At 48.5% G+C, this 25226-nt stretch carries 20 protein-coding genes; 2 read left to right on the top strand and 18 right to left on the bottom strand.

All coding sequences use genetic code 11. The features are described 5' to 3' along the window. Positions 1–13: 13 nt before the first annotated feature. From ugpE to ugpB, 3 genes are all read right to left on the bottom strand, one after another. Positions 14–862 (bottom strand): sn-glycerol-3-phosphate ABC transporter permease UgpE, encoded by an 849-nt coding sequence (gene ugpE, locus OIR97_RS04755; RefSeq protein WP_169544449.1) that lies wholly within the window; start codon positions 860–862, stop codon positions 14–16. Continuing rightward, positions 862–1743 (bottom strand): sn-glycerol-3-phosphate ABC transporter permease UgpA, encoded by an 882-nt coding sequence (ugpA, locus tag OIR97_RS04750; RefSeq protein WP_169544448.1) that lies wholly within the window; start codon positions 1741–1743, stop codon positions 862–864. Before ugpA ends, ugpE begins: the two co-directional genes overlap by 1 nt. A 70-nt stretch (positions 1744–1813) precedes the next feature. Then, positions 1814–3127 carry a sn-glycerol-3-phosphate ABC transporter substrate-binding protein UgpB gene (gene ugpB / locus OIR97_RS04745; RefSeq protein ID WP_181017888.1) on the bottom strand — a complete coding sequence of 438 codons (1314 nt, stop codon included), beginning with the start codon at positions 3125–3127 and terminating at the stop codon, positions 1814–1816. Positions 3128–3373: 246 nt separating this feature from the next. Here ugpB and OIR97_RS04740 point away from each other — a divergent pair, with 246 nt between their 5' ends. After that, positions 3374–4267 carry a LysR substrate-binding domain-containing protein gene (locus tag OIR97_RS04740; RefSeq protein ID WP_169544447.1) on the top strand — a complete coding sequence of 298 codons (894 nt, stop codon included), beginning with the start codon at positions 3374–3376 and terminating at the stop codon, positions 4265–4267. Between the two features lie 192 nt (positions 4268–4459). Here OIR97_RS04740 and OIR97_RS04735 read toward each other — a convergent pair whose 3' ends face one another. The 10 genes from OIR97_RS04735 to OIR97_RS04690 form a co-directional block, all read right to left on the bottom strand. Beyond that, positions 4460–7735 carry an acetyl-CoA carboxylase family protein gene (locus OIR97_RS04735; protein WP_169544446.1) on the bottom strand — a complete coding sequence of 1092 codons (3276 nt, stop codon included), beginning with the start codon at positions 7733–7735 and terminating at the stop codon, positions 4460–4462. 93 nt (positions 7736–7828) lie between these two features. Further along, positions 7829–8257, bottom strand: coding sequence for a SufE family protein (locus OIR97_RS04730; protein ID WP_169544445.1), 429 nt, complete (start codon positions 8255–8257; stop codon positions 7829–7831). Positions 8258–8403: 146 nt separating this feature from the next. Beyond that, complete coding sequence (locus OIR97_RS04725; protein WP_169544444.1) at positions 8404–10113, bottom strand: ABC transporter substrate-binding protein; 1710 nt, start codon at positions 10111–10113, stop codon at positions 8404–8406. Between the two features lie 71 nt (positions 10114–10184). Then, positions 10185–10466 carry a DUF2160 domain-containing protein gene (locus tag OIR97_RS04720; RefSeq protein ID WP_169544443.1) on the bottom strand — a complete coding sequence of 94 codons (282 nt, stop codon included), beginning with the start codon at positions 10464–10466 and terminating at the stop codon, positions 10185–10187. 15 nt (positions 10467–10481) lie between these two features. Beyond that, entirely contained in the window at positions 10482–11291 is an 810-nt protein-coding gene (locus OIR97_RS04715; protein WP_169544442.1) for a carbohydrate ABC transporter permease, read from the bottom strand. Continuing rightward, complete coding sequence (locus OIR97_RS04710) at positions 11291–12178, bottom strand: carbohydrate ABC transporter permease (RefSeq protein WP_169544441.1); 888 nt, start codon at positions 12176–12178, stop codon at positions 11291–11293. Before OIR97_RS04710 ends, OIR97_RS04715 begins: the two co-directional genes overlap by 1 nt. Before the next feature lie 2 nt (positions 12179–12180). Then, on the bottom strand, positions 12181–13254 hold the full coding sequence (locus tag OIR97_RS04705; protein WP_169544440.1) for an ABC transporter ATP-binding protein: 1074 nt from the start codon (positions 13252–13254) through the stop codon (positions 12181–12183). Between the two features lie 5 nt (positions 13255–13259). Then, the gene (locus OIR97_RS04700) at positions 13260–14342 is read right to left on the bottom strand and encodes an ABC transporter ATP-binding protein (protein ID WP_169544439.1); all 1083 of its coding nucleotides are present in this window, start codon (positions 14340–14342) and stop codon (positions 13260–13262) included. A 34-nt stretch (positions 14343–14376) separates the two neighbouring features. Next, positions 14377–15873, bottom strand: a complete 1497-nt coding sequence (gene glpD / locus OIR97_RS04695; RefSeq protein WP_169544438.1) for a glycerol-3-phosphate dehydrogenase — start codon at positions 15871–15873, stop codon at positions 14377–14379. Between the two features lie 265 nt (positions 15874–16138). After that, the gene (locus OIR97_RS04690; protein WP_169544437.1) at positions 16139–18421 is read right to left on the bottom strand and encodes a PAS domain S-box protein; all 2283 of its coding nucleotides are present in this window, start codon (positions 18419–18421) and stop codon (positions 16139–16141) included. Positions 18422–18595: 174 nt separating this feature from the next. Between OIR97_RS04690 and OIR97_RS04685 the strand changes: the two genes are divergently transcribed. Continuing rightward, complete coding sequence (locus tag OIR97_RS04685) at positions 18596–20542, top strand: AMP-binding protein (RefSeq protein ID WP_169544436.1); 1947 nt, start codon at positions 18596–18598, stop codon at positions 20540–20542. On the opposite strand, the gene OIR97_RS04680 is transcribed toward OIR97_RS04685, so the two are convergent. From OIR97_RS04680 to OIR97_RS04660, 5 genes are all read right to left on the bottom strand, one after another. Continuing rightward, entirely contained in the window at positions 20520–21317 is a 798-nt protein-coding gene (locus OIR97_RS04680) for a nitrilase-related carbon-nitrogen hydrolase (protein ID WP_169544435.1), read from the bottom strand. The genes OIR97_RS04685 and OIR97_RS04680 overlap by 23 nt on opposite strands. Continuing rightward, positions 21314–22114, bottom strand: a complete 801-nt coding sequence (locus tag OIR97_RS04675) for an ABC transporter permease (RefSeq protein ID WP_169544434.1) — start codon at positions 22112–22114, stop codon at positions 21314–21316. The genes OIR97_RS04680 and OIR97_RS04675 overlap by 4 nt, the downstream gene beginning before the upstream one ends. Further along, positions 22111–22968, bottom strand: a complete 858-nt coding sequence (locus OIR97_RS04670; RefSeq protein ID WP_169544433.1) for an ABC transporter permease — start codon at positions 22966–22968, stop codon at positions 22111–22113. Before OIR97_RS04670 ends, OIR97_RS04675 begins: the two co-directional genes overlap by 4 nt. Beyond that, entirely contained in the window at positions 22965–24002 is a 1038-nt protein-coding gene (locus tag OIR97_RS04665; protein ID WP_169544432.1) for an ABC transporter ATP-binding protein, read from the bottom strand. The genes OIR97_RS04670 and OIR97_RS04665 overlap by 4 nt, the downstream gene beginning before the upstream one ends. A gap of 96 nt (positions 24003–24098) precedes the next feature. Further along, positions 24099–25187 (bottom strand): ABC transporter substrate-binding protein, encoded by a 1089-nt coding sequence (locus OIR97_RS04660; RefSeq protein ID WP_169544431.1) that lies wholly within the window; start codon positions 25185–25187, stop codon positions 24099–24101. Between the last annotated feature and the right edge of the window lie 39 nt (positions 25188–25226).

Raw genomic sequence — 25226 nt, 5'->3', positions numbered from 1 at the left:
TTACCTTCACTTCTTACTTTTCGGTTTCAGTCAGGCCTTGAACAAAAAGCCGCTGCATAAAAATTACAATCGCGACAGGCGGGAGTACCGACAACAAAGCTGTCATCATAGTGATATGCCATTGAGGGGCTTCTTCACCGCCTTCAAGCATTTTCCCGATCTGCATAACGATGGTGTACATATCCTGATCTGTTGTAACCAGCAGAGGCCAAAGATATTGGTTCCAGCCAAAAATGAACAGGATGACAAACAGGGCCGCAATATTGGTCTGCGACATCGGAAGCAAAATATCCTTGAAGAACCGGAGCGGTCCGGCGCCGTCAATTCGGGCCGCCTCCAGTAGCTCATCAGGAACCGTCAGAAACACCTGACGGAACATGAAGGTTGCCGTAGCCGACGCGATAAGGGGAACCGTTAGTCCCCAATAATTGTTCAGCATCCCCAAATTCGCAACCACTTCGAAGGTTGGCAAAATGCGGACCTCTACAGGGAGCATCAGGGTGATGAAAATCATCCAGAAAAACGCCATCCGGAAAGGAAAACGAAAATAGACGATGGCAAATGCGGAAATAATCGAGATGGCAATTTTACCCGCTGCGATCATAAAGGCCATGATGAAGCTATTGACCAGCATATAGCCGACGCCAGAACCGTCTCCGCCCCACAAACCCTTATTTAGAGCAATGTCCAGATTTTCAAAAAAGTGACTACCCGGCAGCAAGGGCAACGGTAATTGCGTCATCCTGATTTCGTCATGGGTTGCCGCAACAAAAGTGATCCAGAGTGGAAAGGCCACCATAACGACCCCGAAGATCAGGATCAGGTGAGACACAACAGTTAGAAGAGGTCTGTTTTCAATCATCAGTAAGACACCTTCTTCTCAACGAACCGGAACTGAATAACAGTCAAACCAACGACGATGCACATGAGGATCACTGACTGAGCAGCAGAGCCGCCCAAATCAAGCCCGACAAAGCCGTCATTATACACTTTATACACCAATATATTCGTCGCGTTGGACGGTCCGCCCGAGGTTACCGCGTCAATGATACCGAAGGTTTCAAAGAAAGCGTAAACCACGTTGATGACCAACAGGAAGAACGTCGTTGGCGATAATAATGGAAAAATAATTGTCCAGAAACGCCTGACCGGTCCCGCCCCATCAATGGCTGCGGCTTCGATCAGCGATTTTGGAATGGACTGCAAACCGGCGAGGAAAAACAAGAAGTTGTACGCAATCTGTTTCCACGCTGATGCGAGGATCACAAGCGCCATGGCTTCGTTGCCGTTCAATTTATGGTTCCAGTTATATTCTATGAATTGCAAGGCATAAGGCACGATACCGATGGTTGGATCAAAAATGAAAAACCACAGTGCGCCAGCCGCTGCAGGGGCGACAGCATAAGGCCAGATCAACAGCGTCCGATAAACGCCGGAGCCTTTGATAACGCGGTCAGCCATAACAGCCAGAATAAGGGAACTTCCCATCGAAACACTGGCGACAAGAAATGAGAAAACAAAAGTTCTTTGAAACGATCCCCAATAATGTGGATCTTCGAATAGTTCTTCAAAATTCTGAAACCAGACGAATTCCGAACTCAATCCGAAGGCATCCTCTACAATCAATGACTGGTATAAGGCCTGACTAGCGGGCCAGATAAAAAATATTATGGTGATCAGAATCTGTGGTGCCACTAGCAGATAGGGCAGCACGGATGGCCTGAAATGCACACGTTTCAACATATGGGATTACCTGATATATGCAAAAATCTGCCGCGCGATCTCTCGCGCGACAGATACTTCCGGGAGGAAACTACTTGTTCGCTTTTTCAAACTTACGAAGAAGTTTATTTCCGCGCTCAACAGCGGCGTCAATACCCTCATCCGCTGATTTATCACCTGACCAGATGGCTTCCATTTCTTCGTTAATGATATCCCTTACCTGTACGAAATTACCGAAACGAATACCGCGTGACGCTGGCGTTGGTGTATTCAGGCTAAGCTGTTTAATAGCTGTGTCTGTACCAGGGTTGGAGTCGTAGAAACCCTGTTTCTTGGACAGTTCATAAGCCGCATTTGTGATCGGAACATACCCTGTTCCCTGATGCCACCATGCCTGCACTTCAGGAGAAGACAAATATGTCATGAACTGTGCAACACCTTTGTAATCGCCTTTGTCACGACCTTTAAGAACCCAAAGAGTTGCGCCGCCAATGATTGAGTTTTGTGGTTTTGCAATCACATCCTCGTAATGAGGCAGCATGGACTGACCGAACTCAAACTTGGCCTGCTTTTTGATAGAACCATAATAGGCTGAGGAGTTCATCCACATGCCACATTCCTGGTTGATGAAAAGTGGCAAGCTGTCACCGCGGCGACCGCCATAAACGAACGTGCCGTCTTTGGTCCAGGACGCTAGGTTGTTGAAATGTTTTTTAACGGAATCGTTGTTGAAAGTGAAAGTGGTATCAATACCGGCGAAACCATTTTCCTTTGTGCCCATTGGCAGGTTATGCCATGCGCTAAAGTTTTCAATCATGACCCATGACTGCCAACCAAAAGAGAAACCGCACTTATAGCCCGCTCCGCGAAGCTTATCAGAAGCGTCTTTCATTTCTGTCCAGGTTGCAGGTACTTTCGAAATACCGGCTTTTTTGAACGCGTCTTTGTTATACCACAAAACAGGTGTAGAACTGTTGAACGGCATGGACAGCAGTTCACCACCAGATGTCTGATAGTAACTGATCACAGCTGGCAGATAGTCTGACTTATCAAACTTCTCGCCGCCATCTTTCATAACCTGTTCAACCGGATAAATGGCGCCTTTTGCGGCCATCATGGTTGCAGTACCGACTTCAAAAACCTGCACGATATGCGGCTGTTTTTTCGCGCGGAACGCAGCGATAGAAGCCGTCATTGTTTCGGTGTAGTTCCCTTTAAAGGTCGGTACAACTTTGAATTCTGATTGAGTTTTGTTGAAATCGTCAGCAATTTTGTTGACGCGTTCACCGTTGGCACCGCCCATAGCGTGCCACCACTGAATTTCTGTTGCAGCAGAAGCGAGTGCTGTGCTTCCTGCCAGTGTGGCCAGCACTGCTGGCGCGATGAATTTCTTCATTATAGACATTGTTCTTCCCTATTGGTTGATAGCCTGAATTTGAGGAATTCAATTCCAGAATCTTTATTTAGTTAACGGAGACAACCATCCTCCCTCCGTTAACAATAAAAGGATTTATCCTCTCATCAATGACCGTTTAATGACAAAATACCGTTCTGGCGGTTTGAGGTTCATTTTTCTTCGCTTGTCATAACAAATGTGAATGTATAAATAACATGATGTTATGGATACCTACATTCGGACAGAAGAAAATTTATGATTCGCCTGCGACAATTGGAAGCTTTTCGTGCTGTGATGATTACCGGTGGCGTCACAGCGGCCGCAAATATGCTGAATATTTCTCAGCCAGCAGTGAGTCGGCTGATTTCAAGTCTCGAAGAAGGCATGGGAATCCCGCTCTTCGAGCGGCGGCAGGGTCGGCTACATCCGACCTATGAAGCGAATTTCTTGTTAGGAGAAGTCGAGCAGGCGATTGTAAATCTTGAACATATTACACAATTGTCTGACGATATTCGAAACCAGAAAGCAGGACATTTGCGGATCGCCTGTCTCCCAGGTTTTGCAACCTCCCTCATGCCTTTGGTGATGGCTGAGTTTTTGCGGGACAGACAAGACGTGACACTGACAATTCAGACCCGCTCGTCAAAGAGAGTTCGGGAATGGATTGCTGCACAACAGTTTGATATTGGTGTCGCCGACGAATTTGAGGGGCATAGCGCGGTTTTGCACGAGTCAGTGGATATCCGAACAGTCTGCGCACTCTCACCGCAACATCCGCTGGCATCACAAAAATCCATTTCAGCAGCTGATTTAAGCGGAATGCCGATGATTGTTCAGGATCGCAGCAATCGTTTCTTTCACCAGTTGAAAGCGGCCTTCGATGAGGCTGGTGCGGAACTTGTTTCGCGGGTTGAAGTCCGTCAGTTTGCCACAGCATGTCTTCTGGCCAAACATGGAACCGGGGCTGCGGTTGTCAGTTCTATTGATGCCGCCGAATATGTGGGAAATGGTTTGATCACCCGTCCGTTCGAACCACAAATCCCGTTCCGTCTCGACATTCTTTGCCCAAAATATCATCCCAGATCTCTCCTTCTGCAGGACTTCATCAAGCATTTTCGAAAAAGGCTGGAACCCTACAGCTTGCCCTAGCAATGTTTCACGGCAATCTCACCGATGCTTGATCAAAGTTGAAAAGATGTAGATTTAACTGGCGTCCGCCACGCCCTATATACCTTATATCAGGCCGATGATCGGTGCATCCCTCGCCGACCAACGATAAAAAGGCGGCTTGATATCAGTGGCTTTGATTTTCCTGTTGTAAGGCGGCGTTCCCCTGCCCCCTTACCAGGTGTCCACGAATGTGCGCTTCCTTCCTTTTCCCCGGGTTGGAAGCGCCGCCGCTTGCAGTGCCAGCAAGAGACGCTGGCGTGTATCCGCCGGATCTATGACATCATCTATTTCCATAAAGGCCGCCGCATTCACTGCCTTTCCGCGCAAATATGCCTCGTCCACCATAGTACGGAACAAGTGCTCTCGCTCTTCCATATCCTCAATCGCAGCGAGTTCCTTTTTGTAGCCGAGCCTGACAGCCCCTTCCAAACCCATCGGTCCCATTTCACCGGTTGGCCAAGAGAAACAAGCAAAAGGCGCATGCATTGAACCACCGCCCATAGCTTGCGCGCCCAATCCATACCCTTTACGCAAAATTACCGTGAAAAACGGGACGGTGGCGCTTCCCGCGGCGACAAACAGCCGGGCCGTTTTACGAACCAACGCGGTTTTCTCAGCATCCGGGCCCACCATAAATCCAGGGGTGTCACACAAAGTCAGGATAGGAATATCAAATGCATCGCAAAGCTGAATATGACGGGCGGCTTTTTCAGAGCCGTCCGCATCAATTGCCCCGCCCAAATGCATTGGATTATTTGCGATCAGACCAACGGGTCGGCCTTCAAGACGAATGAACGCGGTAATCATGCCTTTAGCAAAATCCCGCCGCAACTCCAGAACAGATCCTTTATCCGCCAGAATTTCAATTACTGACCGTATGTCATAGACCCGCAGCCTGTTTTCAGGGATAGAAGCCCGCAGCAGACGCTGATCAGCAACTTCAAAATCCCCAATTGTTCCTTGAAAATAAGACAATGCCTTGCGGGCAACTTCTGTTGCCTCCTGCTCGTCTTTAACAACCACGTCAATAACGCCGTTGGGCGCCTGAACAGAAACGGGGCCCACTTCTTCTGGCGTATACACGCCAAGACCGCCGCCTTCAATCATTGCAGGCCCCCCCATGCCAATAGATGTATCTTCCGTTGCGATCAGAATATCACTCACCCCCATAAGGGCTGCGTTTCCAGCGAAACATCGTCCCGAAGCCACACCGATCCGAGGGACCAGCCCGGACAAGCGCGCATAGGTCTGAAAAGTTGGCACATCAAGGGTGGATGCCGCGTTGATATCCACGTCACCGGGGCGTCCGCCGCCTCCCTCCCCATAAAATACAATAGGCAGCTTCCGTGCCTCAGCAAGGTGCAAAAGCCTGTCAGTTTTCTTATGGTTCATGACACCCTGCGTTCCGGCAAAGACCATATAGTCGTATCCCAGAACAACAGCGGCAGAGTGCTCTTCATCAAAATGATCGCCATTAATGCTGGCGGTGCCCGCAACCATACCATCTGCCGGACTTATTTTTTCAAGCGTCTCAACACTATGCCGGGATCTTTGGGCCGCCACGTTCAAACTGCCATATTCAGACAAACTTCCCGGATCAATAAGCTGATCAATATTCTCCCGAATTGTCCGCTTTCCTTTTGCATGCCGTTTTCCAACCGCTTCACTGCGTGCATCGTCCAGAACTGCGGCCTGCCGATCCAGTAAAGCTTTTAAATCAGGGCGGATGAAATCAGGATCGACGGTTTGTTCCTGCTTACTATGGTCAATTTCAATCTCTCTTGGCTCTAAATGTAAAATGGCGGCCTGCTCAAGAACCGTCTGGCCAATAGCAACCGGTACACCGACAACGATCCCTGTATGACTGGAGATTACCTGATGCTCCATTTTCATGGCCTCAAGAACAGCGACCACTTGGCCTTTGGCGACTTCTTCACCAGAGGCGACCATAATATCGACCACGGTTCCCATCAGGTGAGACTGAATAGAGACCGCCCTCACAGGCGTTGCATCCGTGCCAGATTGTGACTGGTCAGGCGCTGAAACCATTTCATTCTCATCAGCCTGAACCGTTTTCAGGATAGCCTCGATATTTTGATCAATAAACCGGGTTGTTAGCCGACCCTTTTTGACAGTTTCATTGCAAGCCAAAGCCCTCATAAAAGACAGACTGGTTTGAACACCCCCAATCCGATAGGCCTGTAACGCAAGGGTGAGATCTCTCAATATCTGAGGATAATCCGCCCGCGAATTGGAAACGATCAATTTCGAAATCATGCTGTCATAACGCGGGTTGACCTGCCATCCAGAATAGGCAGCACCATCCATGCGAATTCCGCGCCCCTGCGGCACTTCGTAATAACTGATTTGCCCGCCCGACGGCTTGACCGACCCGTCCGCGTCCAATGTCTCTGCATTAATGCGGGCCTGCACGGAATAGCCTTTCACCACCAGGTCATTCTGACGGACGCCCAGCGCTGCCAGGCTCTTCCCCCCGGCAATTTGCAGTTGAAGCGCCACCAGATCCAAATCCAGGATTTCCTCTGTGATTGTATGCTCCACCTGAATTCGGGGATTTGCTTCCATAAACGCAAAGGTTTCATCGGTCATGGAAACCAGAAACTCGAACGTTCCCAAACCTTTATAGTCAACAGCGTTGGCCAGTGTTAATGCCGCCTCGCATAGCGAAGCTTTCAAGTGTGTAGGAAGATGAGGCGCAGGCGCAATTTCTAGAACTTTCTGATTTCGGCGTTGCAACGAACAGTCCCGCTCGTGCAGATGAATAACAGTATCACCATCGCCCACGATCTGAATTTCAATATGCCGGGCAGCAGTCATGCATCGCTCTACATAGAGCCGGTCATCGCCAAAAGCAGCCTTTGCCTCTGCCGCGGCACTTTCAAAGGCTTCCGGAATTTGCGAGATATCATCGACCAGACGCATACCCCGACCGCCGCCGCCCGCCAGCGCCTTGATAAACAATTGACTGCCGTCTTTCAGCTCTTCGAAAAAGGAGGTCGCCTGCTCTATCGTTGTCGCTTCATTTGTTCCAGCAAGAACAGGAACCGAATGTTTTATTGCCAAGGCTCGCGCAGCACTTTTATCAGCAAGAGCGGACAAACTGGCCTGATCCGGCCCAACGAACAGGATCCCTTCCTCAGCACAACGGGCCGCGAAAACCGGGTTTTCACTTAGAAAACCATATCCCGGATGAATGGCATCCGCCTGACATCTTTTTGCGGCCAGAATAATCTGTTCGATATCAAGGTAAGCCGCTGGCCCAACACCGGCTATGCACTCAATATTCGCGATGCGTTTAACATGTAGAGAAGAAAGATCATCCTCTGGGTAAATTCCAATGCAGGTCATGCCAAGAGAATGAGCAGTGCGGGCAATGCGCAGGGCGATTTCACCCCGATTGGCAATCAGTAGACGCTGAATAGACATATTCCTCCAACTGCGACACGCAGGCCGCTTATTCTTGATTTTGGAGATATGCTACACTGCCTTGAGACGGGAGGAAAGACAGTGTTTTTCTACTTAAGCCGAATGTTGTTTCGCTGCCGCCATAATGGTTTTAACCATTGAAAATAAACCGTTGCTCCGTGAAGGCGATAGATGCTGGTTTAATCCCAGTTCCTGCAGAAACGCGGGATCGGTTGCCAAGATCTCTTCGGGTGTCCGATTGTGATAAACCGAGAGAAGAAGTCCGATCAGCCCGCTTACAATCATGGCATCGCTAACCGCCAAGATCTGAAGGCGTCCTTCTTTCATATGTGATACCAGCCAAACCTGTGATTGACACCCCTCCATCAGGTTTTCATCAACACGCAATTCTTCTGGAAAAGAAGGAAGTTTCTTTCCCAGATCAATCAAATATCCGTAACGATCCGTCCATTCTTCCAGGAACATAAACGCATCTTTGAGGTCCTGAATTGTCTCGGCGGCACTATTTGCTGGGGCTGACATAAACGATCTTTTTCCTTTGTTCAATACAGGCCAAAGGCTTTAGCAGCTTTCCCTATTCAGGAAAACCCAATTCCAACGAATTGCCAAATTCGCACAAAAAAAGAGCCGGGAAAACCCGGCTCTTTCGTAAAAAGTACGTGAACAGATTATTTCTGCCAGCTTTTTACCAGCTCGTCATAATCGACGGTTACCGGTTTTGGTTTTTCATTGGCCAGTTTCGCTTTTGGCGCACCTGGCTGGCTGAGCCAGTAACCAGGATCTTTTTCTTCATTCAGTTTAGGACCGAGGTCACCCTGAACGCCGGCGCGTTCCAGACGGGCAAGAACCTTTTCCTGTGCTGCACAAAGAGCATCCATTGCTTCCTGAGGTGTTTTTGCACCTGAAGACGCGTCACCAATATTCTGCCACCACAACTGTGCAAGTTTTGGATAATCAGGAACATTGGTACCCGTTGGCGACCACTGAACACGAGCAGGTGAACGATAGAATTCGATCAAACCACCCAGTTTAGGAGCCCGTTCTGTAAAGCTTTCATGCTGAATGGTAGACTCGCGAATGAATGTCAAACCAACATGAGATTTCTTCACGTCAACTGTTTTGGACGTTACGAACTGAGCATACAGCCAAGCTGCTTTTGCACGATCAACAGGTGTTGATTTCATCAGTGTCCAAGAACCGGCATCCTGATAACCAAGCTTCTGGCCTTCTTCCCAATACGCACCACGTGGTGAAGGCGCCATCCGCCATTTTGGTGTTCCGTCAGCGTTTACAACTGGAATACCATCTTTAACCATGTCGGCGGTAAAGGCTGTATACCAGAACATCTGCTGTGCAATTGCACCCTGTGCTGGAACCGGGCCGGCTTCACCGAAGACCATACCAGCGGCTTCAGGTGGCGCATATTTCGTCAACCAATCGATGTATTTTTCAATGGCGTAGACAGATGCTGGTCCGTTTGTATCACCACCACGGGCAACGCAAGAACCAACAGGCTGGCTTTTTTCGTTAACCCGAATACCCCATTCATCAACTGGAAGACCATTTGGCTCCCCTTTGTCGCCGTTGCCAGCCATTGAAAGCCATGCATCCGTGAAGCGCCAACCCAAAGATGGATCTTTTTTACCATAGTCCATGTGGCCATATACTTTTTGACCATCAATTTCGCGGCCCGTAAAGAATTCCGCGATGTCTTCATACGCAGACCAGTTTACAGGAACGCCAAGATCGTAGCCGTATTTCGCTTTAAAGTCGGCTTTGTTCTTTTCGTCGTTAAACCAGTCATACCGGAACCAGTAAAGGTTTGCGAACTGCTGATCTGGCAACTGATAGAGTTTTCCATCAGGACCTGTTGTGAAAGAGATACCCACAAAGTCCTTAAGGTCAAGTGACGGAGAGGTAACGTCTTTACCTTCACCAGACATCCAGTCTGTCAGATTGCGTGCCTGCTGATAACGCCAATGCGTTCCGATCAGATCGGAATCGTTGATGTACCCGTCATAGATATTCTCACCGGACTGCATCTGTGTTTGCAGTTTTTCAACAACATCACCTTCGCCGATGAGGTCATGTGTTACTTTAATGCCAGTGATCGCAGTGAAGGCAGGCGCGAGAACCTTAGCTTCATATTCATGGGTCCCGATTGTTTCAGAAACGACCTTGATTTCCATGCCCTTGAAAGCTTCGGAAGCTTCTACGAACCATTTCATTTCTGCTTTTTGTTCAGCTTCTGAAAGTGACGATAAACCCTTGATTTCGTCTTTCAGGAACTTTTCTGCTGCTGCCATATCTGCATGTGCAGATCCAACAGCAAAGACAAGCCCGACAGCCGTTGTCGTTGCAAGTAAGTAATTTCGCATTTCATTCCTCCCTGGAGTTAATGCTGATTATAAGAGACACAATGAGTGCATCTCCTGACGAAGTTCTTGAACTACACCCACCTAAACACGCCTATGGCGTAAAGCAGAGATAATCCAAGTGCCCACCAAAGATCAGGGCCAACGAGCCCCAACCAAGCAAGGTGAATAAAGGCACTGCCGAGCAGTGATAAAAACAAACGATCGCCTCGTGTCGTTTCAAAGCGGAGAATACCAACCCGCGGGCTTCCACCCGGTTTCGCATATTCCCAAACCGCCATCGCCAGAAGCAGAAAGACAATCGTTCCGTAGAACAGGGCCGTCGGCATTGTCCATGCCATCCATGCAAAATTCATTGTCTGCAGCCCTCCCTAAACGCGGCCCAGGGCAAAGCCCTTGGCGATATAGTTTCGAACAAAGTAGATGACCAGCGCACCGGGAATGATTGTCAACACACCGGCAGCGGCCAAAACGCCCCAATCCAAACCTGACGCCGAGACTGTCCGTGTCATCGTTGCTGTGATCGGTTTCGCATCGGTCACTGTCAGCGTTCTTGCCAGCAACAGTTCAACCCATGAGAACATGAAGCAGAAGAACGCCGCAACACCAATGCCTGACGCAGTAAGAGGCATGAAAATCTTGACGAAAAAGCGTGGAAATGAATAGCCATCAATATAGGCGGTTTCGTCAATTTCCTTAGGAACGCCGGACATGAAGCCTTCAAGGATCCAGACCGCCAGCGGCACGTTAAACAGGCAATGAGCCAGTGCAACTGCAATGTGGGTATCGATTAACCCGAAGGCCGAATACAGCTGAAAAAAGGGCAAGGCGAAAACAGCTGGCGGAGCCATTCTGTTGGTCAGCAACCAGAAAAACAAATGCTTGTCGCCCAGGAATTTATAACGCGAAAAAGCATAGGCCGCCGGCAACGCAACAGCGACCGCAATCACCGTATTCAACCCCACATAGATCATGGAGTTGATATAGCCATTATACCAGCTTGGATCGGTCAGGATGACTTCATAGTTCCGGAAGGTGAAATCCTCTGGGAACAATGTAAAAGTCGACAGAATTTCCTGATTTGTCTTAAAGCTCATATTAACAAGCCAATAGATCGGTAACATCAGGAACGTGATGTAGATTGTTGGCACGAGCCACTTCATGTTTGCAGTCTTAGTCATCAGTCCTGCACTCCTTTTTCAGGGGCGTCTGAGCCATAGTTGGTCATCACGGTGTAGAACACCCACGAAAGAAGCAGGATGATCAGGAAGTAGACGATCGACATGGCCGCCGCCGGACCAAGATCAAACTGACCAATTGCCATTTTCACCAAGTCGATCGAGAGGAAGGTCGTGGAATTTCCTGGCCCGCCCCCTGTCAAAACAAACGGTTCGGTATAAATCATGAAACTGTCCATGAAGCGCAGCAGAACGGCGATCAGCAGCACCCGGTTCATCTTTGGCAACTGGATGTAACGAAAGACCTTCCATTTGGACGCACCATCAATGCGGGCCGCCTGATAATATGCCTCAGGAATCGAAACCAGGCCGGCATAACTCAGTAAGACAACCAGACTCGTCCAATGCCAGACATCCATCACAATGATCGTAACCCAAGCGTCAACGGCATTACTTGCATAATTGTAATCAATTCCAAGTGCGGCAAGGGTATATCCCAGAAGGCCAATGTCTGCCCGGCCAAAAACCTGCCAGATGGTTCCAACAACGTTCCACGGGATAAGAAGTGGCAACGCCATAAGAACAAGGCAGACCGGAACCCAGATCCCTTTTTTGGGCATGGTCAGGGCAATCATGATCCCTAGCGGAATTTCGATCGCCAGAATAGTGAAAGAAAAAGCAAGATTGCGACCCAGCGCATCCCAGAACCGTTCTGAATGAAGAACCTCGGAAAACCATTCAGTTCCAGCCCAGAAGAACTGGTTATTCCCGAACGTATCCTGAACGGAATAATTCACCACTGTCATTAGCGGGATAATCGCACTTATTGCCACCAGAAAGAAAACAGGAGCAACAAGGAACCACGCTTTATTATTAATCGGTTTTTCCATGATTAAACCTCCCCTCTTACAAGGTGAGAATCTTTATAAATATTTATCTTATCGGTTTGAAATTTGACCGTTAGATGGGCCGGAACCGTTGCCCCCTCAGGCAGCACCGCATCAATTGCCTGTCCGTCGACCTTGCCCCGGACAATTTTGTATCGGCCGATATCTTCCACCGCATCCACTTGCACAGGAAGCCCGTCAGTGTCTGCAGAAATTGCAACAAATTCTGGCCGAATACCCAACTCCATCACACCGCTGGTATCCGAATACCCTTTCGACAGTGGAATTGAATGCCCCTTAATTTGAGCGGTGCGTCCATTGATCTCAGCCGGAAGAACATTCATACCTGGCGAGCCGATGAAATAACCAACGAAAGTATGGGCTGGCTCATCGAACAATTCTTCCGGGGTACCAATCTGAACCACTTCACCGTCATACATAACCACAACTTTGTCAGCAAATGTCAGCGCTTCAGTCTGATCATGGGTGACATAGATCATCGTATGTTCAAACTGACGGTGCAGCTCTTTCAGCTTTGTTCGAAGCTGCCACTTCATGTGAGGATCGATAACTGTCAAAGGCTCGTCGAACAGGATTGCGTTCACGTCATAGCGCACCAGCCCCCGGCCCAAAGAGATTTTCTGTTTATCGTCAGCAGTTAATCCTTCAGCCCGTCGGTTGGCTTTATCCCCGAGATCGAGGATTTCAATCATTTCAGCAACCCGCCGCGAAACTTCGTCTTTAGCCACATTCCGGTTCAGGAGTGGAAAGGCCAGATTTTCAGCAACCGTCATCGTATCGTAAACAACAGGGAACTGGAAAACCTGCGCAATATTGCGCTGTTCCGGCTGCAAGCGCGTTACATTCTGATCACCGAATAAAATGTTGCCTTTTGATGGCACTAACAAACCGGAAATGATATTTAGCAAAGTCGTCTTGCCGCAGCCAGACGGGCCAAGCAACGCATAGGCACCACCATCATCCCAGACGTGATCAATTTCTTTTAACGCAAAATCATTTTCAGATTTTGGATTTGGCAAATAAGAATGAGCCAATTTATCAAGCGTTATTCTCGCCATATCGGTTACGCTCCTTCAGGATCAGAAGGGGCCGCGACAAGTTTACCGTCGTGGCCGAATACAAAGAAGGAATGCGGGTCGAGGAAAAGTTTTATCGGGTCCCCCGTGTTCACGCGGTGTACGCCGTGGGTCAAAGCCACCCAACGACTTCCATTTTTCTCCGCATGGATAAAACTCTCGGATCCGGTAATTTCCGAGGTCGCAACAGTTGCATCAACAACCATGGAGCCGTCAGCCTCTGGCGCCAGCGCCATATGGTGAGGGCGGACCCCGACCATAAAGGTACCGTCTGGCAACTGTGCCAATTCACCTTCAACAGCAACGGTTTGTCCATCAAAGGAAAAGCCCTTTTCCGTCTTGGTCATTTCCAAAAGATTGAGAGGAGGATCAGAAAAAGTCTGCGCGGTTTTTAAATCGACCGGGCGATTATGAACGGAAATTGTCTGCCCAAACTGTGTAACACGGCCCTCAGACAATGTTGCAGTACTTCCACCCAAAAGCAGGGCTTCGTGCGGCTCGGTTGTCGCATAGACAAAAATCGCACCCGTTTCTGCAAAAACGCGCGGCAATTCAATCCGCAGTTCTTCCCGCAACTTATAGTCCAGATTTGCCAGCGGCTCATCCAGCAGAACCAGTTCAGCATCTTTGACCAACGCACGCGCCAGTGCGGTTCTCTGTTGCTGCCCACCCGAGAGATTAAGCGGGGTTCTATCCAGATAGTCGCCCAGTTTCATCATATCTGCTGCATGACGAACCCGCCGATCAATTTCTGCCGCATCTTTACCAGCGATACGCATCGGAGAGGCGATATTCTCATAAACAGTCATCGCAGGATAATTGATAAACTGCTGATAAACCATCGCAACATTGCGTTTTTGCACGGGAACCCCGACAACGGACTTTCCAGCAACCCGGATGTCACCGTCTGTTGGTTTGTCCAGTCCCGCCATCAATCGCATTAGGGTCGTTTTGCCCGAAAGAGTGGGGCCGAGAAGAACGTTTAGTGATCCCTTCTCAAGTGTCATGGACACATCACGAATGTGATAGTCCGTCCCCACTTTCTTGCTGACATTCTTCAATTCTAACATTTCACACCCGACGTGAGCCCTGCATTAGGGCTTATTACGTATTTTCTGCGATCCACTGATCCAAGCCAGCGATTTGCTCTTTGCTCATCCTGATACCAAGCTTGCTTCGCCGCCAAACGATATCGTCTGCCGTCATCGCCCACTCATTTTTAATCAAGTAACGCACTTCACACTCATACAAACCGGCACCAAAATCCCGGCCCATCATTTCCTGAGAGGTGACACCGTCTAAAAGCGTGTCAACTTTGGTCCCGTAAGAACGCACATAGCGCCAGGCCAAATCTTCTGAAATAAAGGCGTGCTTTAGCGTAACATTATTTACCATTTGGTCAAACTGCTCTGCCGCGAACTCTCCGCCCGGAAGCGTTGAATGTTCGGTCCAGGCTTTTCCCTTTTTTCCAAGACAGGCTTCGATTTTGTCCAACATGGATTCCGCTAAACGGCGATAGGTTGTGATCTTACCGCCGAATACATTTAAAAGAGGGGCATCCCCGGATGAACCATCTTGCCGCAACACATAGTCACGCGTCGCCTCCTGAGCCTTTGAGGCGCCATCGTCATATAGGGGCCGAACCCCTGAATAGGTCCAGACAACATCTTCGACTTTGACCGGCTTTTTGAAATACTCGCTAGCTGCGTCGCACAGGTAAACCGTTTCTTCCTCAGAAATCTTAATGTCGTTGATATCGCCTTTAAAGTCCTGATCCGTTGTGCCGATCAGTGTGTAATTCTGCTCATATGGTATAGCGAAAATGATGCGATTGTCTTCGTTCTGGAAGATGTAGCAGCGGTCATGTTCGAACATTCTTGGGACAACCACATGACTTCCCTGAACCAGCCGAACATTTTTCGCGTCATTGTCCCCAACAGACGTACCAAGGACGTCATCCACCCACGGACCAGAAGCATTGATCAACAGTTTTGCAGTCGTCGACGTCACTTCCTGCGTTTTCAGATTCAGTGTTTTAATGTGCCAGATACCATCTTCTCTGCGGGCTTCAATACATTTTGTCCGCGTTTCCAATCGAGCCCCGCGCGCCGACGCATCCTGCGCGTTTAACACCACAAGTCGAGCGTCGTTTACCCAGCAATCCGAATATTCGAAACCTTTGACAAATTGAGATTTTAACGGCTCGCCAACACTGGTCTTTTGCAAATCAAGCGTTTGGGTTGCCGGCAATTTTTTTCGGCCGCCAATATGATCATACAGGAACAAGCCCAGACGAAGCAGCCAGGCTGGCCGCAATCCAGAATGGTGAGGCAAAACAAACCTGAGAGGCCAGATGATATGGGGCGCCATTTTCCAGAGGATTTCTCGCTCGCTCAATGCTTCACGGACAAGTCGAAATTCGTAATGCTCCAGATACCGCAGGCCACCATGAATAAGCTTCGTCGACCCAGAAGAGGTCCCACTCGCAAGATCGTTCATTTCGCATAATGCGACAGAATATCCTCTACCAACAGCATCGCGTGCAATCCCGCACCCATTTATCCCGCCACCAATAATGAAGATATCAAAGTCTGTCGACATGAACCGTCCCGTCCCGTTTAACACCCTGTGATGTTATTTTCACCACGAAAGAAAGTGAAGAAAATATGAAATAACTATGAATGTCAAATGAAATTGAGACGGCATAAAGTGAAATCAAAAAGACCCACTGATTTTGTTCATAAATTTTGGGGGATGGCAAAAATAAGCAAGGGCGCTTCACAAACACCTATGCGCTTAAAAGAATCAACAATTTGCGTTAATAAGGTTCATGTTGCCCTTCATATTCGGAGAAAACGAAACCAACTTAAAGGACAGTGTCTTCCTTGCAGGGCAGATACAGGGTGACAATTGTCCCTTCACCCAGTTTGGAATCGACCGTGACATGCCCTCCAGATTGTTGAGCAAACCCGTAAACCATACTAAGGCCCAACCCCGTTCCCTGGCCAATTTCTTTCGTTGTATAAAAGGGCTCGAAAACACGACTGATTTCTTCAGGGGCAATACCACTTCCCGTATCACATACAGCCAGGGACACATATTTGCCCGGCGTTGCGATGCCGATTTCTGCAAGATCCTCGTCACCGATGGTTTCATTGCAAAGTTTGATCGTAATGATACCGCCTTGCGGCATAGCATCCCGAGCATTGATACAAAGATTCAACAGTGCATTCTCTACCTTCCCGCTGTCTGCCAAGCAGGGCCACAAATCCTGTTCGAATATTGTTTCAATATGGATGGTTTCACCAAGCGTCCGATTTATCATTTCAATAAGACTGGAAACCTGACGATCCAGATGCAGCACAATCGGTGACAAAGACTGTTTTCTAGAGAAGGCAAGCATGCTTTGAGTCAGTTCGGCTCCTCGTTGCGCAGCCCGCAGGATGGCGTTCATTTTTTCAACATCGACGGGCTCGTTTTCCTCCAGCATTTCACGGGCAAGCTCCGCATTGCCTTGAATCACGGCGAGCAGATTATTGAAGTCATGCGCAATCCCACCCGTCAGTTGCCCTACGGCCTCCATCTTTTGGGATTGCTGCAATTTTTCCTCTAACTCAACTTCTTCAGTTATATTTTCAGATAATCCGCGAAATCCCATAAGTTCGCCGTTTTCACCAAAGAACGGCGTTCCACTAACTTTCAACCAGATCTTTTTCTTAGTGAGTTTGTTCCGCCGATAGACAACGATATCCCGAAAACTTTTCAGGCTCTCAAAACTCTTCAGTAATAACTCATCGCCCTGTTGCAAGTTTTCGTCTTCAATCCTGAAATCCAAATATCCGCTGCCAACATACTCATAATCATGACGGCCTGTACTTTTGAAAACGACGGGAGACATATAGGTGTATCGCATATCCCTATCCATTTCCCAGTACCAGTCGCTGCCGGATTTATTGAAGTCCGAAAACCTATCCCGACTAACGGCCAATGCCAGCTCCGCATCTTTTTGTTCTGTAACGTCAGTCAGCATCGCCAGATGCTGATCTGCCTTACTCCCCCCACCTTTTTTGGCCGCAACAATATCAATCCGCACCCTGCGAATGGATCCATCAGGATGAATAATTCGTTTTTCCGTGCGATAACTGTCAATTTTCCCTTTGATGAAGTTTTCATATAAATGACGATCTTTTGCTATGTCGTCAGGGTGGGTCACTGACTCCCAGTCGACGTCCTCCCCTGGCTTCACATCCAAGCCCGATATATCTTTATAACGCTGATTTGCAAGGCTGAGGATATGAGTTCTTTTCTCATAAAGAGCCAACCCCACTGGCGCATTTTCAAAGACCAAACGAAACAGCTGCTCGCTCTCCTGTTTGGCGAATTCAGCAAGCTTGACTTCAGTAACGTCATTGGCCGCCAGAAACAGGCACTCTTCACCATCAACAACGATCACCTTCCAATTCAGGTCGTAATACCGTAATCCGTGCTCTTTGTGGTCAATCGTTGTTGAATACGAGCCTCCGGATTTTTTGGCCAATACCTGCTGGATGACTTCATCTCGCTTCCCATTCTCACCCCAGATTTTAAGCTCTATCGCGGTTCGTCCAATAACATCTTCCCGCTTCAGTCTATTTTGCTCACACCAGGCTTTATTGACGTCCAGGAATGCCCCCGTAGCCAGAACGGTGATGGATCTGGCGTTATTATCCGCATCAAACGCTGCACCGAAAATAGCGTTTCCACGTTGCAGCTTATTTTCGATATCTTTTTGTTTGGTGACATCTCGTTGAATACTGACAATACCGCCAGAAGAAGTATAGCGCTCACTAATGGAAATCCACCTGCCATTCGCCAATGGATATTCAAACACCCAATTATGACGAGCGCTGTATTTTGTTCTGAGAGAGATATAATCTTCTGGAGAAACTTCTTTCAGTTCTTCCAAAACATTTCCGTTTTTCAAATCCAGCTGAAACAAAGATCTGACATGGGTTCCGGGCTTGGTCTGCTCCTCCGTATAGCCATACAGCTCTCTGTAGCTCCCGTTACAAAGAACCAATCGTCCGTCTTTGTCGAAAATAACGAATGCTTCGGATGCATGCTCTAAAGCATCGATCAAGGCTATTTCAATATCTGACAAAGTTTGCATCTATACCACGCCTAAACACTGGGTATCATTTTTACATAGTCATATAACTAAACTAAAACATTAACAGTCTTCTAAAAATCGACCCATTTTTTTCTTTTTGCCACCGCTCCGATATTCTATCATTTCTATTCAAGGACAAAATATAACATAAGAAACTAATCCTAGGACCCGCCGATGCACGAACAAAGCTATTTTTTGCCTCCGAAACACATTCAGGACGGTAGTAATCTAAAACGCTTCTTGGACGAGCATGACATCAACACCTATGAAGAGCTACTCGAAAAATCCAACTCTGATCCGGATTGGTTTTGGAATACCCTCATAAAATGGCAAGGTATCGAATTTGACACGCCATATTCTGTTATACGCGACGCAACAAACGGACCTCAGTTTGTCGATTGGTGCGTTGGCGGAACGCTTAACCTTACAAAAACCTGTCTTGACCGACATCAGCATTTAGAGGTTTGGAAAAAACCGGCGATTGAAGCCGTTGATGAAGCTGGCAACAGACGTGTCTGGAGTTACGAAGAATATTCTGAAGAATGCTGCAGAATTTCAAACGCACTAAAAAAACGAGGCATAAAAAAGGGGGATACGGTTGCCATCTATATGCCGATGATACCGGAAATGGCGGCGTCTTTCATGGCCATTGCCCGCATGGGTGCGATTGCAATTCCCTTATTTTCAGGTTTCGCGGCCCCTGCTATTGCACTTCGCCTTCAGGATGCTTCTGTGAAGGCTGTGGTTACGGCCACCTCTACAATTCGAGGGGGGCGTAAAGTCCACATGGCCGAGAATATCAAGGCCGCCATTGACCAATCTGACACTGTGCATACGGTGATGTGCCTTACAAGAACAGGCGACGCGCTGCCATCCCATTCAAAATTCATCGACTGGCAGGAAAGCCTTGAAAACCAGCCGGCCACGTTCCCGCCCGTTTCCATGACATCCAAAGACCCCTTATTTGTTGCCTATACTTCCGGGACCACAGGCAAGCCTAAAGGCGTCGTGCAAAATCATCTGGGTATTCTCGCAAAAACAGCAGCAGATTTCACCTTGTGTCTGGACATAAAGAAAGACGACCGCCATATCTGGATGACTGATATGGGATGGGTCATGGGGCCATTAACGCTGATCTGTTCTTCTTTGGTTGGTGCCACTGTTATTCTGGCGGAAGGGGCGCCTACCTATGCAGAAGACCCCTTTAGAATACTCAGGTTGGTCGAGGCGTTAAAGATTACCCATATGGGGATTGCCCCTACCGTTGTTCGGCAGTTAATGACACTCGACCCGACCCCTCTCGAAACACTTGATTTATCGTCTCTAAGAATTGTCCCCTCAACCGGAGAAGCTTGGACGCCCGAGGACTGGCATTGGATGAAGGATAAAATCTGTAAGAATAGAGCGGTCCCCCTGAATATGTCGGGCGGAACGGAATTAGTCGGTGCTATTTTAACCTCCACCGTTTTACATGCGATCCCACCTTGCGGATTCTCGACCCAAAATCTGGGGGTTGGCGCTAAGGTTCTAAGAGCCGATGGGAGTGAAGCAGAAAAAGGCGAGGTCGGCGAGTTGGTTGTGACTAATCCGCCGATGGGCCTCACTATGGGGTTATGGAAAGACAATGATCGTTATCTGAAAACTTACTGGTCGACGTTTGACGATATTTGGCATCATGGAGACTGGGCCCATCAGAATGAAGATGGGACCTGGCATATTCATGGGCGCTCTGATGATACCATCAATGTAGCGGGTAAGCGGGTTGGGCCGCCAGAAATTGAAGGCGCGCTGATGGAAAATACCAACCTGTCTGACGCGGCTGCAATTGCAGTCCCCGACGATATCAAAGGGGTCGCCGTCGTCTGTTTTTGCGTTCTTAAGCCCACAGTTGAACCGAGCGATACCTTGAAAAAGAGCCTCAGCGCGATTGTTGCAGAACGTGTGGGAAAACCCTTTTCCCCGCGGGAAATTCATTTTTCAAAAGCGCTTCCAAAAACACGAAGCATGAAAACAATGAGGCGGGTTATTCGATCAATCTACCTCGAGGAAGATCCTGGAGATTTATCTTCCCTTGCCAACCCGGAGGCCACGGATTTTATTAAGAGTGCCGTTTCGAACTAACGATTTCCAAGTCCGCCAGATAGCTGTTCTGTTGTTTCGAGCTTTCATATTGTGCAGGATCTACCTCTGCATATAAAAGGGCTTCGTCATGTTGCACCCCCTCGGCCAGCAGGGTGCCATCCGCGCCAACAATAACCGACTGCCCTTGATACTCAAATGCGCCATCATTACCGGAATGATTGGCATAGGCCAGCGTCACCTGATTTTCAAACGCACGTGTCGGGACAAGTTTTCGCGCTATGAAGGAACTATAGTCTCCGGCAGGCAGTGCCGTTGGTACAAGAACCAGTTCCACACCAGCCAACGCCAATCGGCGAACATTTTCAGGAAACTCGACATCGTAACAGATCAGCATTCCGATCACGATCCCGTTCAAAACGGCTTTGACAGTTTTTGGCTCCTCTGCCGTAAACAAAGATTTTTCATAGTCACCGTACAAGTGGGATTTACGGTATATGATAGGTTCTTTTTGACCATCAACGAATGCGGTACTGTTATAAACGTTATTGCCTGACAATTCTGGAAAACCGGCAATCAGCGCAATGTCATGCGCGGATGAAATTCTTTGTAACGCCTTTAAAGGGGCCCCGCTGGCGTTCATGGCCAAAGACTTCATCTGATCGCCGGCGCCATATCCAGACAACGACAATTCCGGTGTTACCAACAGATCTGCGTTGTTCCCGGCCGCAGTCCGTGCCGCGTCCTCAATTTTTTCAAGGTTTCTGTCAATATTCGCAAGGCCCGCCTGCATTTGATAAACCGCAAGACGCATCACTTATCCTCCCCAGACATATTACCGAGCAATTTCGGAAGGTCGCCAAATTTTGCAATCAATCCGAAAACGACAGCCGCCACCACAACAAACAAGACCGAGACAGAAGCCATTGTCGGCGTATACCCATACCGCAAGGCATTAAATATCTTGATCGGCAAGGTTTCCATTGTGAAACCAACGGTCATGTAAGCGACAATATATTCGTTCAGCGACAAAACGAACGTAAAGGCAAACCCGGAAATCAAATATGGCAGGATCAACGGCAATATGATGGTTCGAAAAATCGTTCGTTCACTGGCCCCCATGGTGGATGCGGCCTCGACCAATGAAGATTCAATCGACGAAAACCCCAGAGTTATTGTTACCAGTGGCAGTGTTACAAAGAAAATACCGTGACTTAGGATCGCTGTCCAAGGCTCTCCATACGCGCCTGTTGTGGCCCAAAAAGTTAAAAATCCAAGCGCCGTGATGACCGGAGGAAGAATAAAAGGCGCGACACCAAGCAACCTGAAGACATTTGCCCAGGGGGCGTACCGTCGATACAAAAACCAGGATAGAGGAAGCGCCACAGAAACTGCCACGGCCGCAGAAAATGTTGCAAGAACCAAGGAATTGATCAATGCGGACCGCCATTCTGCATCCGTAAATATCTCAAAATACCAGTCCCAGGAAAAGCCAACGGGTGGAAAGGTCAGTGATTGTTTTTCGTTAAATGAAACACCGACAACGACAATCACAGGCAACAGCAGGAAAAAGGCAACTGCGGCAAAATATATGAAGGTCAAAATTTTATTCATGAGACCTGCCGCTCTCTACGGCCAATAAGCAACGTCAATCCAACCAATCCCAAAGACATCAATACCAAGAAAACAGCCATCGCCGCTGCAAACGGCATGTTGGATTGATAGATTGCCTGATCCGTAATCAGGACCGAAAGCGTCCAATGCTGTGGCCTGCCCAGTATCTGAGGCAACAGATATGAGCCAAGAGCAAACACAAAGACCATAATCAGTGTCGCAAGAATTGTGTTCCGCTGAACGGGCACCATAACGTTCAAAAACGCCCTTATTGGTGACGCCCCCATTGTTTTAGCCGCTTCCAGAAAGGCCATGTCAAAACGAACCAGCGACGGGTACAAAACCAGAATTGTATAGGGTAGCGCCTGATAAATCATTGCCGTTAAAACGGCGCCAAAACTTGGATAAAGGGATTTCGCTTGATCCATGATCCCCAAGGTTACCAGAATATTGGTCAGTCCCGCCGTTTTGGAAAACAATGTCGACCATGAAAACCCGATAATCACTTCAGATAAGGACAAAATGGACAGGATACCGACTAGCCAGCATATCTGGACGTTCCGGCGACAGCGGGTCAACAGAAACGTAAACGGAAAGGCAAGAATAACGCAGGAAATGGCAACCAGTACGGCAAGCATCAATGAAAAGCCAAGAACTTTTCCGAAGAACAGGCTTAGGAACCGTTCGTAATTGCTCAAGACAAAATCGACAGAATAGAAACCTCCGACATCCCGTTGAAAAAAACTGACCGCTATCATTGTTCCAAAGGGAATAACGAAAAAGATAATCAGCATCAGTGCAGGATAAAGCAAAGGCCCATAGTCGCGAATGGATTGCGGTTTTTCCTGCCTCATCGGGTCAGCACCACACAGTGTTCCGGCGGAAGATGCAGGCCGACCTCTTCCCCGACCGACACAGAAACCCGTTCTCTGGGTGAGGTAACCGAGGTAAGGATTTCCCCTTCAACCTCAACGAATGTCTCAATGGTTGCGCCAAGATCACGAACAAAAGAGACCGTTCCTTTCAATTCCGACTGTCCGGATTTTACAATCTGCAATTCCTCCGGACGCACAGACAGGGTCAGATTTTCACCAGCCGCTGATATGTCGATACCAGGAATCTGCTGATTTCCAAAAACAGCTGTATTGTCTGCCCCTTTACGAACGGGCAGCAAATTGGTTGCTCCGATAAAATCTGCAACGAAAGTGTCAGCGGGCTGACGGTAAATCTCCACAGGCTTTGCTGCTTGCCGAATACGCCCCTCTCCCATCACAACCACAAGATCCGCCATCGTCATGGCCTCTCGTTGATCATGGGTGACAACAATTGTTGTAATACCGAGTTTTTGCTGCAACTGGCGAAGTTCAACCTGCATCTCTTCGCGGAGCTTCGCATCCAGGGCCGAAAGAGGTTCATCCAGCAGAAAAAGTTTGGGGGACAAGGCAAGAGCCCGGGCAATGGCCACTCGCTGCCTTTGCCCGCCGGATAGCTGCGACACGGCGCGATCGCCGTAACCCGGCAGATGGATAAGATCCAAAAGCTCTTCCGCCCTTGCGATTTGTTCCGCCTTTGAAGCCCCTCGAATACGGAGGGCATAAGCGATATTTTCTGCCACCGTCAAATGCGGAAAAAGAGCCAGAGACTGGAAAACCATCCCCAGTTCCCTTTTATGGGTCGGGATACCCGTAATATCCTCACCATCCATCAAAATCTGACCACCGGTTTGTCGTTCCAGACCCGCAATCATGCGAAGAAGGGTCGTTTTACCACATCCAGACGGACCTAACAGACAGACAAAGCTTCCTTGCGGGATTGAAAGCTCGACATTATCGACGGCAACAAACGAGCCGAATTCTTTTCGCAAATTACTTAAGGTCAATCCGGACATTAACGGTCGCCTCGCTCCAACAGATACAAAATGATGACTGCCGGCATGCCGGCAGCCAACGCTTAAACTTCCAAATCATACTCAAAAGCAGATTGATTAACCAACGATCAGTTCAGTCCATTTCTGGTTAAGCCAATCTGATTTACTCTGATACATATCGTACCGCGGAATAATCGGATCAATTTCTGAAGACACGCTGGCAAACTCTTCATCTGTCAGGGTCAACAAAGACCGTTTAACGGTTGGTGCTGTACCAACCTTCAAAGACATCAGACCTTGCACGGAAGGCTGAGACATAAAGTCCATAAAGATATGCGCCTCTTCTGTCTTGTCAGAAGCCCGCGACAATGCCCAACTTCCAGAATCAAGAATGCCACCTTCTTTAGGGAAGGTTGACCGAACAGGATGCCCATCTGCAATCGCAAGCCCGGTTACATCATGGTAATACTGGCCCATTGGAATTTCGCCGGTTTTAAGCCCCTGTTCAAACTGAGCTTCATCCCGGTACCAGAGCCTGACGTTATCTTTTAATTCAGCAAGTTTATCCAGCGCCTTGAGAATACCTTCTTCCGTGTCCAGCACATTGGTTCCGCCCATAAAGGTTTTCGCAGTCACTTCCAGCAGGAAAGAATTTGAAACCAGCGCGAGCAGACCAAGCTGATCTTTATGAGAGGGATCCCACATCTCAGCCCATGATGTTGGTTCGTTTGGAATAACCTTGGTATTTGACACCAGATTAATATACCAGGCAACCGCGCCTACTCCGGAAACCCGGCCATCCTCATATTTGTTAATCGCGGTATCCAGCAGATTTGCACTATTCGGGATTTTGTTGAGATCCAGCGCCGTCCAAAGATCTCGTGATTGTCCTTTCAGCATTGCGACCTGAGACATCATGGAAACATCCGCCGGGGCCCGTTTTGCCCGCGCCGCCTGCTCCAATTGAACCAGCCAGGCTTCACCGGTTGGCTCGGCAACCGACGTTACAGCAATACCGGTGGCTTTCGTAAATTCCGGGAAAATATGCTTATCAAACGACTTTTTAAAGTAACCGCCATACACCCCTACTTTCAAAGATCTTTCATCCGCCCGCAAAATAGCTGGCATTGAAAGCGTCGCAGCCCCTGCAGCAGTCGCTCCTAAAAGGGCTCGGCGGCTAATACCGCCCTTACTAATTCTGGTCATATAAACCTCCTGTTAAAATCTTTCCCGACTTATCGACTT

It is taken from the genome of Sneathiella aquimaris, assembly GCF_026409565.1.
Classification (GTDB): domain Bacteria; phylum Pseudomonadota; class Alphaproteobacteria; order Sneathiellales; family Sneathiellaceae; genus Sneathiella; species Sneathiella aquimaris.
The sequence above is the reverse complement of the archived record's forward strand: the minus strand, read 5'-3'. Positions and strand labels throughout refer to the sequence as shown.

Bases quoted from the DNA above. Each gene is read 5' to 3' on its own strand.
- OIR97_RS04725 (WP_169544444.1), bottom strand. From the start codon at position 10,113: ATGCGAAATTACTTACTTGCAACGACAACGGCTGTCGGGCTTGTCTTT.
- OIR97_RS04705 (WP_169544440.1), bottom strand. From the start codon at position 13,254: ATGGCGAGAATAACGCTTGATAAATTGGCTCATTCTTATTTGCCAAAT.
- OIR97_RS04690 (WP_169544437.1), bottom strand. From the start codon at position 18,421: ATGCAAACTTTGTCAGATATTGAAATAGCCTTGATCGATGCTTTAGAG.
- OIR97_RS04735 (WP_169544446.1), bottom strand. From the start codon at position 7,735: ATGTCTATTCAGCGTCTACTGATTGCCAATCGGGGTGAAATCGCCCTG.
- OIR97_RS04740 (WP_169544447.1), top strand. From the start codon at position 3,374: ATGATTCGCCTGCGACAATTGGAAGCTTTTCGTGCTGTGATGATTACC.
- glpD (WP_169544438.1), bottom strand. From the start codon at position 15,873: ATGTCGACAGACTTTGATATCTTCATTATTGGTGGCGGGATAAATGGG.
- OIR97_RS04675 (WP_169544434.1), bottom strand. From the start codon at position 22,114: ATGAATAAAATTTTGACCTTCATATATTTTGCCGCAGTTGCCTTTTTC.
- OIR97_RS04710 (WP_169544441.1), bottom strand. From the start codon at position 12,178: ATGGAAAAACCGATTAATAATAAAGCGTGGTTCCTTGTTGCTCCTGTT.
- OIR97_RS04660 (WP_169544431.1), bottom strand. From the start codon at position 25,187: ATGACCAGAATTAGTAAGGGCGGTATTAGCCGCCGAGCCCTTTTAGGA.
- OIR97_RS04700 (WP_169544439.1), bottom strand. From the start codon at position 14,342: ATGTTAGAATTGAAGAATGTCAGCAAGAAAGTGGGGACGGACTATCAC.
- OIR97_RS04670 (WP_169544433.1), bottom strand. From the start codon at position 22,968: ATGAGGCAGGAAAAACCGCAATCCATTCGCGACTATGGGCCTTTGCTT.
- ugpB (WP_181017888.1), bottom strand. From the start codon at position 3,127: ATGTCTATAATGAAGAAATTCATCGCGCCAGCAGTGCTGGCCACACTG.
- OIR97_RS04665 (WP_169544432.1), bottom strand. From the start codon at position 24,002: ATGTCCGGATTGACCTTAAGTAATTTGCGAAAAGAATTCGGCTCGTTT.
- ugpE (WP_169544449.1), bottom strand. From the start codon at position 862: ATGATTGAAAACAGACCTCTTCTAACTGTTGTGTCTCACCTGATCCTG.
- OIR97_RS04730 (WP_169544445.1), bottom strand. From the start codon at position 8,257: ATGTCAGCCCCAGCAAATAGTGCCGCCGAGACAATTCAGGACCTCAAA.
- OIR97_RS04685 (WP_169544436.1), top strand. From the start codon at position 18,596: ATGCACGAACAAAGCTATTTTTTGCCTCCGAAACACATTCAGGACGGT.
- ugpA (WP_169544448.1), bottom strand. From the start codon at position 1,743: ATGTTGAAACGTGTGCATTTCAGGCCATCCGTGCTGCCCTATCTGCTA.
- OIR97_RS04715 (WP_169544442.1), bottom strand. From the start codon at position 11,291: ATGACTAAGACTGCAAACATGAAGTGGCTCGTGCCAACAATCTACATC.
- OIR97_RS04720 (WP_169544443.1), bottom strand. From the start codon at position 10,466: ATGAATTTTGCATGGATGGCATGGACAATGCCGACGGCCCTGTTCTAC.